The 14,866-nt window shown below is 70.7% G+C and carries 14 protein-coding genes; 7 read left to right on the top strand and 7 right to left on the bottom strand.

What is annotated here, in order from left to right:
* Positions 1-7 precede the first annotated feature (7 nt).
* Positions 8-193, bottom strand: coding sequence for a hypothetical protein (locus tag VA596_RS32850; protein ID WP_323332102.1), 186 nt, complete (start codon positions 191-193; stop codon positions 8-10).
* A gap of 1 nt (position 194) precedes the next feature.
* Positions 195-2,372 carry a terpene synthase family protein gene (locus VA596_RS32855; RefSeq protein ID WP_323332494.1) on the bottom strand — a complete coding sequence of 726 codons (2,178 nt, stop codon included), beginning with the start codon at positions 2,370-2,372 and terminating at the stop codon, positions 195-197.
* A gap of 317 nt (positions 2,373-2,689) precedes the next feature.
* Between VA596_RS32855 and VA596_RS32860 the strand changes: the two genes are divergently transcribed.
* A complete protein-coding gene (locus VA596_RS32860) occupies positions 2,690-2,986 on the top strand; it encodes a GNAT family N-acetyltransferase (RefSeq protein ID WP_323332103.1) in 297 nt (98 codons plus the stop codon).
* 306 nt (positions 2,987-3,292) lie between these two features.
* Positions 3,293-4,309, top strand: coding sequence for a S1 family peptidase (locus VA596_RS32865; RefSeq protein ID WP_323332104.1), 1,017 nt, complete (start codon positions 3,293-3,295; stop codon positions 4,307-4,309).
* A gap of 76 nt (positions 4,310-4,385) precedes the next feature.
* Here the strand turns inward: VA596_RS32865 and VA596_RS32870 are convergent, their stop codons facing one another.
* The gene (locus VA596_RS32870) at positions 4,386-5,009 is read right to left on the bottom strand and encodes an SAM-dependent methyltransferase (protein ID WP_323332106.1); all 624 of its coding nucleotides are present in this window, start codon (positions 5,007-5,009) and stop codon (positions 4,386-4,388) included.
* A 77-nt stretch (positions 5,010-5,086) separates the two neighbouring features.
* Positions 5,087-6,667, bottom strand: coding sequence for a discoidin domain-containing protein (locus VA596_RS32875; protein ID WP_323332107.1), 1,581 nt, complete (start codon positions 6,665-6,667; stop codon positions 5,087-5,089).
* 214 nt (positions 6,668-6,881) lie between these two features.
* Between VA596_RS32875 and VA596_RS32880 the strand changes: the two genes are divergently transcribed.
* The gene (locus VA596_RS32880; protein WP_323332108.1) at positions 6,882-8,099 is read left to right on the top strand and encodes a cytochrome P450; all 1,218 of its coding nucleotides are present in this window, start codon (positions 6,882-6,884) and stop codon (positions 8,097-8,099) included.
* 320 nt (positions 8,100-8,419) lie between these two features.
* A complete protein-coding gene (locus VA596_RS32885) occupies positions 8,420-9,652 on the top strand; it encodes a glucuronyl esterase domain-containing protein (protein ID WP_323332110.1) in 1,233 nt (410 codons plus the stop codon).
* Here the strand turns inward: VA596_RS32885 and VA596_RS32890 are convergent.
* Positions 9,649-10,512 (bottom strand): SDR family NAD(P)-dependent oxidoreductase, encoded by an 864-nt coding sequence (locus VA596_RS32890; RefSeq protein WP_323332112.1) that lies wholly within the window; start codon positions 10,510-10,512, stop codon positions 9,649-9,651. The genes VA596_RS32885 and VA596_RS32890 overlap by 4 nt on opposite strands.
* A 399-nt stretch (positions 10,513-10,911) precedes the next feature.
* Here VA596_RS32890 and aspS point away from each other — a divergent pair, with 399 nt between their 5' ends.
* The 3 genes from aspS to VA596_RS32905 all read left to right on the top strand — a co-directional run bounded on the left by aspS (position 10,912) and on the right by VA596_RS32905 (position 13,811).
* Positions 10,912-12,147 carry an aspartate--tRNA(Asn) ligase gene (aspS, locus tag VA596_RS32895; protein ID WP_323332113.1) on the top strand — a complete coding sequence of 412 codons (1,236 nt, stop codon included), beginning with the start codon at positions 10,912-10,914 and terminating at the stop codon, positions 12,145-12,147.
* Between the two features lie 10 nt (positions 12,148-12,157).
* Positions 12,158-12,991, top strand: a complete 834-nt coding sequence (locus VA596_RS32900) for an SCO6745 family protein (protein WP_323332115.1) — start codon at positions 12,158-12,160, stop codon at positions 12,989-12,991.
* Between the two features lie 64 nt (positions 12,992-13,055).
* Positions 13,056-13,811 (top strand): SDR family NAD(P)-dependent oxidoreductase, encoded by a 756-nt coding sequence (locus VA596_RS32905; RefSeq protein ID WP_323332116.1) that lies wholly within the window; start codon positions 13,056-13,058, stop codon positions 13,809-13,811.
* On the opposite strand, the gene VA596_RS32910 is transcribed toward VA596_RS32905, so the two are convergent.
* Positions 13,808-14,215 carry a VOC family protein gene (locus VA596_RS32910; protein WP_323332117.1) on the bottom strand — a complete coding sequence of 136 codons (408 nt, stop codon included), beginning with the start codon at positions 14,213-14,215 and terminating at the stop codon, positions 13,808-13,810. The two genes, VA596_RS32905 and VA596_RS32910, sit on opposite strands and share 4 nt — an antisense overlap.
* A gap of 23 nt (positions 14,216-14,238) precedes the next feature.
* Complete coding sequence (locus VA596_RS32915) at positions 14,239-14,775, bottom strand: CGNR zinc finger domain-containing protein (protein ID WP_323332118.1); 537 nt, start codon at positions 14,773-14,775, stop codon at positions 14,239-14,241.
* Positions 14,776-14,866 lie beyond the last annotated feature (91 nt).

Genomic DNA, 14,866 nt, shown 5'->3' on the forward strand with positions numbered 1-14,866 from the left:
GTTTCCGTCACACCCGGACTTGGCGGCGGAGTCTTCGGGACGAGCGGATCAGGCGGACTTTGAGGCGGCGGCGGCCGCGGCGCAGGCGGGCCCGGAGGTCCGTGCGGAGCGCCTGCTCGGCTTCGTGGTGCAGGCCGATCGCGCGCAGCAGCCGGGCGATTTCGCACTGTTTCGTCGTCGGGGAGCCCGGCACGTCACCGCCCGGTCGGGAGGAGGTCGGAGATGCGCAGGGACGACGTGCCGATGCCCGTCGGGCCGCGCAGCGCCGTGGCCGCCATCGGGTGGTAGTTCAGCTCGCGCTCGGTGTAGCGGCCCACGTTCTCGTGCCAGTGGACGATGCCCGCCATCCAGTCGCGGAACTCCTCGACGTACTCCAGCAGCATCTCCTGGACGTCCGGGGCGACCCCGTAGTCGCGGAACAGCGCCGGCAGCTCGATCGCCGCCGCGTGCTTGAACTCCGCCAGGCGCGCCTTGATCAGGTCCTCGACCACGCCGAACGCGCGTTCCTCGGAGCAGTCGAGGAAGTTCTGCACGACCAGGACCGCGTTGTGCAGCTCGCCCTCGTACTCGATCTCCTTGCGGTAGGAGAACACGTCGTTGACCAGGCACGCGAAGTCCGTTGCCGCGTGCTCGATCGCCTGCACCGGCCGCGTGCGGTACAGCTCCGGCGGCACCGCGCGGCCGTGCGAGAAGCGCGACAGGCTCATCGTGAGGTCCGAGCCGAACGTCCGGCGCCGCATCTCGATGTAGTCGATCGGGTCCGGGATGCGGTTCTGCGCCTGGTTGACCAGTTCCCACAGCCAGCTCGACGTCATCGAGTCGACGGCTTTCCGCACCGCGCGGCGGTTTTCGGGCGCCATCCCGTCGGTGGTGCGCAGCCAGACGTCGGCCAGCCCCACCTCCAGCGCGTTCGTCGGCGACGGCGTGGGTTCGCCGTCCACCGGCATGAACAGCGACAGCCGCGCGTTGCACGCCTTCGCCCCGGCGAGGTCGCGGGTCGCGCCGAACACGATCGGGTAGTAGTCGTCGGCGAACGTGCCCCAGGTCAGCCAGTCACTGGTGACGTCGAGCTGGTCGGGCTCGGCGTCCGGGTGAATGCCGGCCGCGCACAGCGGGAGGTCGGTGGCGCGCAGCTTCCGCTCGTCCCACACGACGCCGTCGAGGAAACCCATCCGCCGCGCCCAGTCGACGTTGCGGACGCGGCACGCGTCCAGGTGCGGGCTCAGCCGCAGCGGGAACGGCAGCTCGACCGGCGGCCGCTGGACCTGCACCGTGCGGAACGGCGTGCTCGAGTACGACCGCAGCCGCTGCGGCGCGGTCGCGAGCACCGATGAGAAGATGCGCGCGGCCGACGTCCCGAGCCCGGTGGCCGTGCCCAGCTCCGGGCCGCCGCGGGACTCGAGCGCGCCTTCGTTCATGTACCGGCTCGAGCGCAGGTGCCACTCGTGCCCGCCGGACTGCCAGTCCTGCAGGCCCTTGACGTAGGCGAACGTCGCGAGCCGCGCGGCCGGGTCGACGGCGTGCTCGTCGAACAGCCCCGGGACCTCGGTCAGCGCGGTGTGCTCGAACTGGTGCAGCCGGGAGGTGATCAGGTCGTTGACGGCCTCGGCCGCCTCCTGCGTCGTCAGGTCCAGGAACTTCTCGAACACGAGGACGCCGTTGGACAGCTCGCCTTCGTCCTCGACCTCACGCTGGTAGGAGAACAGGTCGTTGCGCAGGTGGACGCTGTCGGCGAAGCAGTCGCGCAGCACCTCCATCGGCCGGGACGCGGCGATCTCGTCCGGCACCTCGGCGTGCACCGAGTGCTCGACGAGGTTCGCCGACCACGGCGCGCCGCCGACCTTCCGGCGCATCTCGATGTACTCGATCGGGTTGGAAAGGCGGCCTTCGTTGATGTTGGCCAGTTCCCAGAGCGACTCTTCGAGCAGCGCCTTCGTGCTTTCGATGAACCGGCGCCGCCAGCCGTCGGAGCGGTGCGGGATCGTCCGGTTCCAGAGGTCGGTCAGGCCGCGTTCGACCGGGTTCTCCGGGGTGTCGGTGATCGCGCCTTCGCGCGGCATGAACAGGTCGAGCCGGTCGAGGTACGTGCGTGCGCTCTCGATGTCACCCGTGCGCTTGTACAGCTCGAGGAAGTGGTCGTCGAAGTAGAAGACCCACACGTACCAGTCGGTGATCAGGTCGAGCTCTTCGGCGCCGGCGTCCGGGTGGGTGTAGGCGCAGAGCAGCGCGTAGTCGTGGGAGTCGAGGTCGTGCTCGTCCCAGATCACCGTGCCGTGCTGCGGGACGTCGATCATGTCCATCGCGTACGCCCAGGCCTTGCTGTGCTCGCGGGCGCCCTCGAGGTGCGGGTTCAGCCGCGCCGGGTAGGGCATGTAGAACTCGGGGAGGACGAACGGCTGCTGCGGCACGCGGGTGAGGCCTTTCCGTTGCGGCTACGGCGGTTTCCGCCACTGACTTCGGGGGTCCGGGTGGCGGAGCCCCCGGCTCGGGGCGAAGCCCCGCATACTCCAGTGAGGCAACCAAACGCGGCAGGGCGAGCCAAGGGGATCGGCCGGGTTGCACACGAACGAGCAGGGTGCGTCCCCCGGGCGGCCCAGTGCGCCTTCACGGCCTGGGTCCGTCCATCGCTCGATGGGGGAAGGTCCGGCGGCCGTCCGGTGTTCACCCCGCACACACCGAAGGAGTGCGCATGAGCAAGGTGATCGACAACCCGGCGGAGAGCCGTTACGAAGTGTGGTCGGACGAGAAGCTGGCGGGCTTCGCGGCGTACGACCAGCGCGGCGAGCTGACCGTGTTCACCCACACGGAGATCGACGACGCCTTCGCCGGGCAGGGCCTGGGCAAGGTCCTGGCGGCGGGCGCGCTGGACGACGTCGTCGCGAAGGGCCGGACGATCGTGCCGGTGTGCCCGTTCATCGCCGGCTACCTCCGGAAGCACCCGGACTACGAAGAGCACGTCCGCTGGCCGTCCGGCTCCGGCGCCTGACCGCGGGCGCGGCTGGGTGCGCTCGGACTGTGCGGAATTGACAACAGCACCCCGAACGCAACCCCCGGCCGGCGCCTGAATCGGCCGCGGCCCGCTGCGCCGAACGCCGCAACCCCTCCGGTGGCGTCTCGTCGCACCAGGCGTTTGTTACGCCGAACGCAGCAGTGGCACTGGGCCTTTCGGATCCGAAGTGCGAGGTATGTCCGATTCCGCTGGTTATTAACCAACCTTAGTCGGTGGTGCGTTGGTTGCTCGGCAACGAAAGTGACCGGCGCAGGCTTCGAACCGGCTAACTGGAGGAAGTTGATGACTCCCCGGAAGACCGCCCTCAAGACCTTCGCCGTCTTGTCGGCCGCCGCGCTGACGTCCGGCGTGTGCGCGTCGGCGGCCACCGCGTCCCCGCTGGCCTTCGCCGAGATGCAGGCCCACGCCGTCAGCAACGCCACCCAGGTGGCGAGCTCCCTCGGTGCCACCTCCGGTGGCATCTACCTGGAGAACGGCAAGGCCGTCGTGAACGTCACCGACGACGCGTCGGTGCAGAAGGTCGAGGCCGCCGGCCTCACCGCGAAGAAGGTCAAGCACACCTTCGCCGCGCTGACCGGCGTCAAGAACTCGCTGGACGCCGTGAAGAACGTCCCGCAGACCGCGTGGGGCATCGACACCAAGACCAACCAGGTCGTGGTGAAGGTCTACGACGCGGCCAGCAAGGCCACCTCCGACAAGGTCGCCGCGGCCGCCGCGCAGTACGGCGACAGCGTCCGGGTCGAGCACCGCACCGGCAAGCTGGAGCTGTACATCGCCGACGGCGACGCGATCCAGAACGACCAGGGCCGCTGCTCGCTCGGCTTCAACGTGACGCGCGGCGGGTCGCCGTTCCTGCTCACCGCGGGCCACTGCACCAACCTCGGCGGCACCTGGGCCGGCGGCGACGTCTCCGGCGCGCAGGTCGTCGAGAGCGACTGCCCGGGCGCCGACTCCGGCCTGCTGACCCGCCCGAACGGCACCGGCCCGAGCGAGATCAACACCGGCCAGGCGATCACCAGCGCGGCGGAGCCGACGGTCGGCGAGCAGATGCAGAAGCAGGGCTCGACCACCGGTGGCGGCAGCGGCGAGGTCACCTCGGTCGACGAGTCGGTCAACTTCGACGTCGGCGTCCTGAACCACGAGTTCGGCACCACCGCGCACACCGACCACGGTGACTCGGGCGGCCCGGCCTACGACGGTTCCACGGGCCTCGGCACGCTGTCCGGTGGCGACACCGTGACCAGCTACTTCTACCCGCTCACCCTCGAGCTGCAGTCCTACGGCCTGTCGCTCGCCTGATCCAACTCCGGTGGGTAAAACCCGCGAGGGCCTCTTCACACGCGTCGAGGGCGCGTGAAGGGGCCCTCGCGGCATTTCAGAGGCGCTTCGCGCGGTAGACGGCGTCGGTGTGGTGGCCCTCGCCGCGCGTCTCGCAGGTCTCGACGACCCACTCCCACGCGTCGCCGAGGTAGCCGGTGATCTCCTCCGGCTCGAAGAACAGCTCCAGCGGGGGCGCCTGGCCGTCGAACTCCCGCATCGCCCTCGGCGAGTGGCCGACGACCAGCAGTGAGCCGCCGGGCCGGATCGCCGCCGCGGCCGCGGTGAACACGTTCTTGCGCAGGTCCGGCGGCAGGTGCATGTACTGCGCGGAGATCAGGTCGTAGGTCTCCTCGGGTTGCCAGGTGAGGATGTCGCGGTGCAGCCACCGGACGTCCACCCCGCGCTCCTTGGCCGCGGCTTCGGCGCGGGACAGCGCGAGGGTCGAGATGTCGGCGCCGTCGACGGTCCAGCCCTGCTCGGCCAGCCAGATCGCGTCGCCGCCTTCACCGCTGCCGAGGTCGAGGGCGTGCCCGGGTTTCAGCCCGGTCACCTCGCTCTCCAGGTTGCGGTTCACGTTCCCGCTCCAGATCCGGTGCTCGTCACGCTGGTAGAGCGCTTCCCAGAACTCCTGCTTGAGCATGTTCTCGACGGTCATCGGCTGCTCGTGGGTGTGGGCCATGGTTCCTCCTCGGGGACGTCCTCCCACCATGCGGAGAACGTCCCCGGGAAGGCAAATCCAGTTGCCGGTTCGGCAACTCAGGCGGTGCCGTACACCTGCATTTCGTACAGGGAGTAACCGTACGCCGTGCCGCGCGTGACGCCGTTCATCCGCACGTACCGGCCGGTCCCGGAGAGCCCGGTCAGGTCGTCCGTGGCGCCGTTGCCGGTGGTCGTGCTGTAGATCGTCGTCCAGGTCGTGCCGTCGGGCGAGGTCTGGATGCTGTACGCCTTCCCGTACGCGGCCTCCCAGGTCAGCTTGACGTGCGAGACGGACTTGGATGCGCCGAGGTCGACGCGCAACCACTCGGACGCCGTCTCCTTGCTGGCCCAGCGGGTGCCGGTCAGGTTGCCGTCGAAGGCCGCGCTCGCCGGGTAGGACGACGATTCGGTCGACGACGCCGTCGCCGTCTTGCCCTGGGAAAGCAGCGTCTCGGTGCCACCACCGCCGCCGGTGACCGTGACGCCCAGTGACGCGGTCTTCGTCCCGCCCGTGATGGTGACCGTCGCTGTGCCGGGGGTGGCATTCGCGGCGGCGGTGACCGTGGCGGTCGAGGTTCCGCCGGCCGGTACCGACGTCGGGGAGAAGGAGACGGTGACGCCCGCGGGAGCGCCGCTCGCGGCCAGCGTGACCGCGTCCGTGGACGTGACCGTGGCGGTCGTCGAAGCGCCGGGTGCCACCGAGACCGACGACGGCGTCACGCTCAGGCCGGACGGGGTGCCGGCCGCGGTGAACGTCCAGCGGGCCTGGTCACCGGAGCAGCTGCCCGCGGTGAGCGTCGTGCCCGAAGCGCGGAAGCACTTCTTGCTCGTCTGGATGTCGGAAATGGTGCCGTCCGGGTTGATCGACCACTGCTGGGCCGGGCCGCCGGTGCAGGTCTGCAGCACGATCGAGCTGCCGGAGATGCCGGCGCACTTGTCGTTGTTCACGAGGAACGCGCCGTGGAAGGTGAACCGCTGGGCGTCACTTCCGGTGCAGGCGGCGACCTTCAGCGTCGTCCCGCTGCTCGGCGCCTCCAGGCAAGTGCTGGTCGAGTTGTTGCGGTACTGGCCGACCGTGGTGTTCGGCTGCGCGCCGCCGTAACACGCGCCGGTGCTGGTGTTGAAGATCGGCGTCGAGTCGTACGGTTCGGTCGACGGCGGGTCGACCACCACCGGCTCCAGCACCGGCGTGTTGTCGGCGTTGTAGTGCGTCAACGCGTCTTCGCAGTCGATCGCGTCGAAGGCGCTGCCGCCCTGGCCGCCGAGCCAGAGGTCGATGTGCCGCAGGTTCGGGCCGCCGTTGGGGCCCTGGCCGTTCCAGTCGTCGGAGCACTCGTCGCAGCCGTCCTCCATGATGAAGTACTTCTTCACCCGGGGCACCCAGACCTTGGTGCCGGCCTTGAGCTCGGACGTACTGGTGGCGAACGTGATCGGGTCGGCGTAGGTGCCCTTGCCGCCGGCCGTGTCGTGGATCTGCGGGTAGGCGATGTCGCCGCCGGGCGGGGTGTTGTCCCACCAGCCGTAGAAGGTGAGGAAGGTCGGCTGCGTGGTCTCCGCGTTCGCCGGCGTGCCACCGGCGAGAGCGCCGGCCAAGGCGAGGAAAAGGGTCACGACGAGCACAAAAGCGCGCCGGGTCATGCTGCCTCCGGGAGAACTGGACGGACGATGACTGCGGCGTGGGTCCAGGTTCGCGGTGCGGCGGCGGCCCGTCAAGACCTATTCGTAAAGTTCTCTAACGAACGCCGTCCGGACTGGGCCATCCGGGTCGGATGTGGGTCGGACGTCCCACGACGACGCCGGACGTCTCCATGGTGGAAGTGTCCAGACCATTGGCAGAGAGGCGTGATCCGCTGTGACGGCAGCATCCGAGACCCCGGCCCTCCCGACGACGCGACCGGCCGGATGCCCGTACGACCCACCCGAGACCTACGCGACGTTGCGCGAAGAGGCGCCGACGTCGCAGGTGCGCTGCCCGGCCGGGATGGACGCCTGGCTGGTGACGCGCTACAGCGACGTCCGCGCGGTGCTCGCCGACCGCACGATGAGCTCGCGCGGCGCGTCTTCGGTGCACGTGAACGCCGGCGCCGACCTCGACGGCGACTTCGAAGTGGAGGTCAGCCCGGGCTCGATCATCCAGCTCGACGGCCGGGACCACTCGCGGCTGCGCAAGATGGTGCTCGCGGAGTTCACCGTGCGGCGCGTCGAGGCGATGCGCACCTACGTCCAGGAACTGGTCGAGAGCCACCTCGACGCGATGCTCGCGAAGCCCGGCGAGGCCGATCTGGTGCGGGACTTCGCGTTGCCGATCCCGTCGCTGGTGATCTGCGAGCTGCTCGGCGTCCCGTACGCCGACCGCGAGCGGTTCCAGCACCAGAGCGGCGTGCTGGTCAGCACCGACACCACCCGTGAACAGGGACAGCAGGCCTACGAAGAGATTTCCGGGTTCCTGGCCGGGTTGTTCACCGACAAGCGGAAGAACCCGCAGGACGACCTGTTCAGCCGGCTGATCGCCCGCGGTGAGGCGACCGGTGACGCGCTCGGCATGGAAGAGCTGGTCATGCTCGGGCTCAGCCTGCTGGTGGCCGGGCACGAGACGACGGCCAACATGATCGCGCTCAGCACGCTGGTGCTGCTGGACCACCCGCAGCAGCGCGACGTCGTGCTGGCGGCGCCGGAACGCGCCGTCGAGGAACTGCTGCGGTACCTGTCGGTCGTGCAGTTCGGGGTGCTGCGCTACGCCACCGAAGACGTCCAGGTCGGCACCCGTGCGGTGAAGGCGGGGGAGTGGCTGGTCGCCGCGCTGAACTCGGCCAACCGTGACGAGGAGCTGTTCCCGGCCGCCGACAAGCTCGACTTCCACCGCGAGTCGCCGCGCACGCACGTCGCCTTCGGGTTCGGCGCGCACCAGTGCATCGGCCAGCAGCTGGCGCGCGTCGAACTGCAGGAGGCGTTGACGCGGTTGTTCCGCCGGGTGCCGGACCTGCGGCTCGCGGTGCCGCGGGAGTCGTTGGCGTACAAGCACAACACGCTCGTCTACGGCGTTCGCGAGCTGCCGGTCGCCTGGGGCTGATTCATATCCCTGAATACGAAACTTTCGAAAGGTTTCGTATTGCTGCTCTTCTTGACGGTGTCCGGGAAACGCGCCTAACGTTTCCCGGGCACCATTCCTCCGGAAGGGAGAAAGTCCGTGCGGCGCTCCCGGGTTCGTGGCCGGCCAGCACCAAGCTTCCCGATCCCTTCAAGAGGATCGACGGCACGCGCATCACCACCACGAGCGACTGGCGGTGCCGTCGCGAGGAGATCAAGAAGCTGGCGGAACGGACGGTCTACGGCGAGAAGCCCGCGAAACCGTCGAGTGTCACCGGCACGGTTTCGAGCACGAACATCACCGTGAACGTCACGCAGAACGGGCGGAGCGCGAGTTTCTCCGCGGGGGTCCAGCTGCCCAGCGGTACCGGTCCGTTCCCCGCCGTTTTCGTCGTCGGCGGATTCGGCGCGGACACCGCCACCATCAAAGCCGCCGGGGCCGCCGTCATCACCTACGACCCGCTCGCCGTCGGCAAGGAAGGCACGGCCCGGAACAACAAGCAGGGCGCGTTCTACAGCCTTTACGGCGCGACGAGCAGCACCGGCCTGCTGGCCGCTTGGGCGTGGGGCGTGAGCCGGCTCATCGACGTCGTCGAGCAGTCCGGCGGCTCGGTCCTCAAGGCGGACGCGCTCGGCGTCACGGGCTGTTCGCGGTACGGGAAGAGCGCGTTCGCGATCGGCGCGTTCGACCAGCGGATCGCGCTGACCATGCCGATCGAGTCGGGCACCGCCGGTGTCCCGATCCTGCGCGGGATCCCCGGGGAAAGCGGCTCGCAGCCGCTGTCCAACGCCTACGGCGAGCAGCCGTGGTTCGGCGACGCGTTCAGCGCGTACACCGGCAACCCGGCCGCGCTGCCGGTGGACACGCACGAACTCGTCGCGATGGTCGCGCCGCGCGGGCTGTTCGTCATGGAGAACCCGCACATCGACTGGCTGGGCGCGCGGTCGGGCAGCGTGGCCGCGCTGGCCGGGGCGGAGGTCTACCAGGCGCTCGGCGCGGGGAGCAACATCAGCTACTGGTCCGACGTCCAGGACGGCACGCACTGCGCGTCCCGGCCCGAGTGGAAAACGCCGCTGCAGCAGAACATCCAGAAGTTCCTGCTGAAGACCGGCACCACGGCCGGTACCTTCCGGATCTCCAGCCTGAAGGCCGGGAACCTCGCCGACTGGCGCGACTGGACCACGCCCACCCTGACCGGCTCGGGGACGACCACGCCTACGACCCCCACCACGCCCACGACGCCCGGGGGTGCCGGGTGCACGGCGACGACGTCGATCAACCAGTGGACGGGCGGGTTCGTCACGACGGTCCGTGTCACGGCCGGCGCCGCCCCGATCACCGGCTGGACGGTCACGGCCGGCCTGCCCGCGGGCGCGGTGATCACGTCCGGCTGGAACGCCGGGCGCAGCGGGGACAGCGGCACGGTCCGGTTCACGAACGTCGGCTTCAACGGTGCCCTGGCGCCCGGGCAGTCGATCGAATTCGGCTACCAGGGCACCGGAACCGGGACGGGCACGACCGTCTCCTGCGCCTAGTTTCGCGCGAGGCTGCTGAAGTCCCGCTGCTCGGCGTCGTCGGCGTCGGTGCGGCGGGACGTCTCGGCCCACGCGTCGATCTCGGCGATCTTGGCCTCGTCGGTGGCGCGGATCAGCAGGACGGCGTCGGAGCCCAGCGGCAGCCGCAGCGGCGGCTCGGCCAGGTCGGCGAGCTCGGTGATCACGCGGCCGGCCTTGGCGGGGTCGCCGGTGGCGAGCTGCTCCGGGCCGCGGATGTGCTCGATCATCGGGTTCAGCACGGGCTGATAGGCCTCGCTCGGCTCGATGAACGCCATCGACGACCCGGCCCAGTCGGTGCGGAACCCGCCCGGCTCGACGATGGTCACCTTGACCCCGAACGGCTTCAGTTCGTTGGCCAGCACGCCGGAAAAGCCTTCGACGCCGTGCTTCGCCGCCGAGTACGCGGCCAGGCCGACGCCCGGCGCGATCCGGCCGCCGACGGTGGAGATCTGGATGATGTGCCCGTGGCCCTGCTCGCGCAGCACCGGGATCGCCGCGCGGGTCACCGTCACGACGCCCATCAGGTTCGTCTCGATCTGGGCGCGGAACTGCGCGGCCGGAGTGTCCTCAATGGACCCGAAGTCGGCGTAACCCGCGTTGTTGACCACGACGTCGATGCGCCCGAACCGCTCGACGGCGGCTTTGATGGCCCGGTCGGCCGCGGCTTCGTCGGTGACGTCGAGCGCGACGGCCAGCGCGCGATCCGCGGGCAGGTCGCCGAGGCTGCGCGGGTCGCGGGCGGTGGCGACGACGGAGTCGCCCCGCTCCAGGGCGGCGTTGACGATCTCCCGGCCGAGGCCGCGCGACGAGCCGGTGACGAACCAGACTTTGCCGGTCATGAGAAGTCCTCTCTTAACTGAATACTCATTCAACAGCGACGGTAGGCTTGCCCGTCGGCGGTGTCAACTGAACGTTCATTCAAGAGTGGCGTGACGTCGGCCACGCCCGAAAGTGCCGCGCGCCCTTCGCCGCGGTCGGGCTAACCTCCCGGTCAACGCGCTGATGGAGCCGAGTAGCCCCGGGAGCGCACGGGTCCAGAGAGCCGCCGGCAGCTGGGAAGGCGGTCCCGTGCCCCGCGGTGAAGACCCTCCGGAGTGCGGGGAGGAAATGCCCCGCCGGCCGGCCCCCGTCACGGGCCATGAGAGGCCGTCTCCCGAGACGGCGAAAGTGCGGTGGCACCGCGAGTTCCCTTATCGCCCGCACTCCCAAGGGGTCACGTCGCCTGCGAAGGGCCCACGATGATCTCCCGAACCTTGACCGCCGACCTGCCCCGGCACGTCGGTGCCCCCGTCCGCGTCGCCGGCTGGGTGCACCGCCGTCGCCGCCTGAAATCCGTCACGTTCCTCGTGTTGCGGGACCGGTCCGGTACCGCGCAGGTCGTGCTGCGCTCCGACGCCGCGCCGCCGCCGGAGGAGACCGTGGTCGAGGTGCACGCGACCGTGACGGCGAACCCGCGCGCGCCCGGCGGTGTCGAGCTGACTTCGGCGACCCTGGTTCCGCTGTCGGAACCGGCGTCGCCACCGCCGTTCGACCTCTACCGGCCCGCGGTTTCCGCGTCGCTGCCGACGATCCTCGACCACGCCCCGGTCGCGCTGCGGCATCCGCTGCTGAAGGCGCGGTTCGCGGTGTCCGCGGCCGCCGTCGCCGGGTTCCGGTCCACTTTGGACGGCCTGGGATTCACCGAGACGCACACGCCGAAGATCGTCTCGTCGGCCACCGAGTCCGGTGCGAACGTCTTCGGCATCGACTACTTCGGCCGCCAGGCGTACCTCGCCCAGTCGCCGCAGTTCTACAAGCAGGCCCTGGTCGGGGTGTTCGAGCGGGTCTACGAGGTCGGCCCGGTCTTCCGCGCCGAACCGCACGACACCGCGCGGCACCTGGCGCAGTACACCAGCCTCGACGCCGAGCTCGGGTTCATCGAGGACCACCACGACGTCATGGCCGTGCTGCGGGAGGTGCTCGCCGGGATGGCCGAATCGGTCGCCTCGCTCGGCGTCGCCGTCCCGGAGGTGCCCGCCGAGATCCCGGAACTGTACTTCGCGGACGCCCAGGCGATGCTGGGGAAGGACGAACCCGACCTGGCGCCGGCCGACGAGCGGTGGCTGTCGGACTGGGCGGTGCGCGAGCACGGGTCGGAGTTCCTGTTCGTCACCGGGTACCCGATGGCGAAACGGCCGTTCTACACGCATCCGGACCCGGCGCGGCCCGCGTACTCGAACAGCTTCGACCTGCTGTTCCGCGGGCTGGAGCTGGTGACCGGCGGCCAGCGCCTGCACCGGCACGCGGACTACCTCGCGGCGCTCGGGGACGACGTCGAGGCCTATGACGACTACCTGGCGGTGTTCGCGCACGGCATGCCGCCCCACGGCGGTTTCGCGCTGGGCCTGGAAAGGTGGACGGCGCGGCTGCTCGGAGTCGCGAACGTCCGGGAGGTCACGCTGTTCCCGCGCGACCTGCACCGGCTGACCCCGTGAGGAGCGCACGATGACGTTGCCCCGCCGGCTCTGGGCCGCGGTCGAGCCGCTGCACGCCGTGGTCTACTTCGCGCCGGAGACGGCCGTGGCGGCGAAAGCGGTCGGTTTGCGGGGCTACTGGATGGGCTACTTCGCCGGACGGCTCGCGCCGCTGGGCCCGATCGGCCCGGCGGCGGCGACGTCGATGCTCTTCGGCTTCGCCCCGGCGATGGTCGCGCGGGCCCTGCCGGACGCGTGGTCGTTCGCCGCGCCCGCCGACGTCGTCGACACCCGGCTTTCGGCGGTGGAGACGGCTCTGGCGCGCGTGCTGTCCGAGGTCGACGAGCTGGCTGCGTTGCTGGAGCGGGCGGTGGACGCGTGCCGGTTCGACGGGCGTCCGCTGGCCGCGGCGTGGTCGGCCGTACCCCGCCCGTCCGGCGTGCTCGGCCGGCTCTGGCTGGCCGCGACGATCCTGCGGGAGCACCGCGGCGACGGTCACGTTCTGGCGGCGGTGCACGCGGGCCTCTCCGGCCTGGAGACCACGCTCACCCACATCGGCGACGGCGTCATCGGCCGCGACGACGTCCAGCCCCACCGCGGCTGGTCCGACGAGGACTGGGCGCAGGCGGTCGCCCGGCTGCGGGACCGTGGCGTGCTCGACGCCTCGGGCTCGCTGACCTCGGCCGGTGCTTCGCTGCGTCGCGGCATCGAGGACGACACGGACCGGCTGGCGTCGGCCCCGGTCGAGGCGCTCGGCGAGGCGGGGGTGGCGCGGGTGCTGGAGCTGGCGGTCCCGCTGAGCCGCGCGGTGATCGACGCCGGTGTGGTGCCGGTGCCGAACCCGATGGGCGTCCCGCGGCCGTGAGCTGTCGAATCCGGCCCCGCTCGTTCGACGCAGGGGTGAACGCACCCGGACAACGGAGGTCATCATGAGCTTGCTCGCCGGCAAGAACGCCATCGTCTACGGCGGGGGCGGCCGGATCGGCAGCGCCGTGGCCAGCGCTTTTGCCGAAGAAGGCGCCCGCGTCTTCCTCGCCGGGCGGTCGCTCTCCCGGCTCGACGCCGTCGCCGAGCGGATCCGGGCGGCCGGTGGGTCGGCCGAAACCGCGTCCGTCGACGCGCTGGACGAGCGGGCCGTCGACGAGCACGCCGAGGCGGTCGCCGCCCAGGGCGGGATCGACGTCTCCTTCAACCTCATCAACCACGGTGACGTGCAGGGCACGCCGCTGGTCGACATGTCGCTCGCCGACTACGAGCAGCCCGTGGTGACCGCCGTGCGGACGAACTTTCTCACCGCGCGCGCCGCCGCGCGGCACATGACCAAGCAGCGCTCGGGGGTCGTGCTGTTCTTCGGCGGCGCGGGTGACCCCGTGCGCGAGTTCTCCGTCGGCGGGCTGCAGGTCGCCTTCCACGCCCTCGAGGCCATGCGCCGCCAGCTCGCCGCCGAGCTGGGCCCGCACGGCGTGCGCGCGGTGACGCTGCGGACCGGCGGCATCCCGGAGACGCTCCCCGCGGACTTCGAGGCCCGCCAGGTGGTGGAGGACAGCATCAACGGCCAGACGATGCTGGGCCGCGCGGCAACCCTGGCCGACGTCGGCGCGGTCGCGGCCTTCGTCGCCTCCGACCGGGCCCGCTCGATGACGGCATCCACGGTCAACATCAGCTGCGGCGCGCTGGTCGACTAGGCGCGGGCGGTGATCTGCTGGATCGTCCAGCTGTTGCCGTCCGGGTCGGCGAAGTGCAGGAAACCCACGTTGTTCAAGTCCGCTTCGCCGTCCCACGTGCCCATGCCGTGGACCTGGATCTCGCTGACCGCGACGCCGCGTTCGGTGAGGATCGCGTGGGCCTTCGGCAGGTCGTTGACCACCAGCTGCAGCCCCTTGAACGAGCCCGGCGGCATGTCCGGCACCGCGCCGCGGCCGAAGACGATCGAGCAGCCCGAGCCCGGCGGGGTCAGCTGGACGATCCGGACGCCGTCGGCCGGCGCGATGTCGTGGTCGAGGACGAAACCCAGCTGGTCGGCGTAGAACGCCTTCGCGCGGTCCACATCGGACACCGGCACGATGACCACTTCGAGCGTCCAGTCCATCGGGCGTCCCTTCGTCGGCGGGCTCACACGGTACGCCGCTCGACCACCAGGCGCTGGTGCCGCGCGGCGCGGACCCGGTCGCCGCACGTCGTCGAGCACCAGCGGCGGCGGGCGTGCTCGCGCAGGAAGAACCGGACGCAGCCGTGCGCTTCGCAGGGGTGCACCAGCTGCCCGAGGTCGCCGCCGACGACGTCGATCGCGTCCCGGGCCAGTGCGGCCACGGCTTCGTCGAGGCTGCCCGGCCGGGTGCTGCGCCACGCTCGCCGCGGGCCGTCGTCCCAGGTGAGCTGCGGTGCGGCGGAGTCGGCGCGGGCGGCCGCGTTCACCGCGTGGACGGCGTCTTCGGCCGGCGCCCGGTCCTCGGCCAGCGCGGCCAGCAGCTCGCGGACCGCGGCCCGCAGGTCCGTCAACGGCGTGACGTCGTCCACCGCCGTCACCCGGAACCCGTGCGCGTGGAGCCAGGTGCCGGGGTCGTCGAGGTCGTCGGCGTCGCCCACCCGCCGGGTGTTGACCAGTGCCAGCGCGAGTGAGCGTTCCTCGCCGGGTGCCGCAATGACCACGTTCGCCTCCCGAGTCCGGCCTCCAGTTTCCCCGACCCGTTGACAGCGTACCTCGTCTCATGGATAAATAAGAAAGTATCCATGAGACGTT

This window comes from Amycolatopsis heterodermiae (assembly GCF_034929455.1).
Taxonomy (GTDB): domain Bacteria; phylum Actinomycetota; class Actinomycetes; order Mycobacteriales; family Pseudonocardiaceae; genus Amycolatopsis; species Amycolatopsis heterodermiae.

Excerpts from the sequence above, each read along its gene's own strand:
- aspS (WP_323332113.1), top strand. The coding sequence starts at position 10,912 with ATGATCTCCCGAACCTTGACCGCCGACCTGCCCCGGCACGTCGGTGCC.
- VA596_RS32855 (WP_323332494.1), bottom strand. The coding sequence starts at position 2,372 with ATGCCCTACCCGGCGCGGCTGAACCCGCACCTCGAGGGCGCCCGCGAG.
- VA596_RS32910 (WP_323332117.1), bottom strand. The coding sequence starts at position 14,215 with ATGGACTGGACGCTCGAAGTGGTCATCGTGCCGGTGTCCGATGTGGAC.
- VA596_RS32860 (WP_323332103.1), top strand. The coding sequence starts at position 2,690 with ATGAGCAAGGTGATCGACAACCCGGCGGAGAGCCGTTACGAAGTGTGG.
- VA596_RS32905 (WP_323332116.1), top strand. The coding sequence starts at position 13,056 with ATGAGCTTGCTCGCCGGCAAGAACGCCATCGTCTACGGCGGGGGCGGC.
- VA596_RS32900 (WP_323332115.1), top strand. The coding sequence starts at position 12,158 with ATGACGTTGCCCCGCCGGCTCTGGGCCGCGGTCGAGCCGCTGCACGCC.
- VA596_RS32875 (WP_323332107.1), bottom strand. The coding sequence starts at position 6,667 with ATGACCCGGCGCGCTTTTGTGCTCGTCGTGACCCTTTTCCTCGCCTTG.
- VA596_RS32870 (WP_323332106.1), bottom strand. The coding sequence starts at position 5,009 with ATGGCCCACACCCACGAGCAGCCGATGACCGTCGAGAACATGCTCAAG.
- VA596_RS32890 (WP_323332112.1), bottom strand. The coding sequence starts at position 10,512 with ATGACCGGCAAAGTCTGGTTCGTCACCGGCTCGTCGCGCGGCCTCGGC.
- VA596_RS32865 (WP_323332104.1), top strand. The coding sequence starts at position 3,293 with ATGACTCCCCGGAAGACCGCCCTCAAGACCTTCGCCGTCTTGTCGGCC.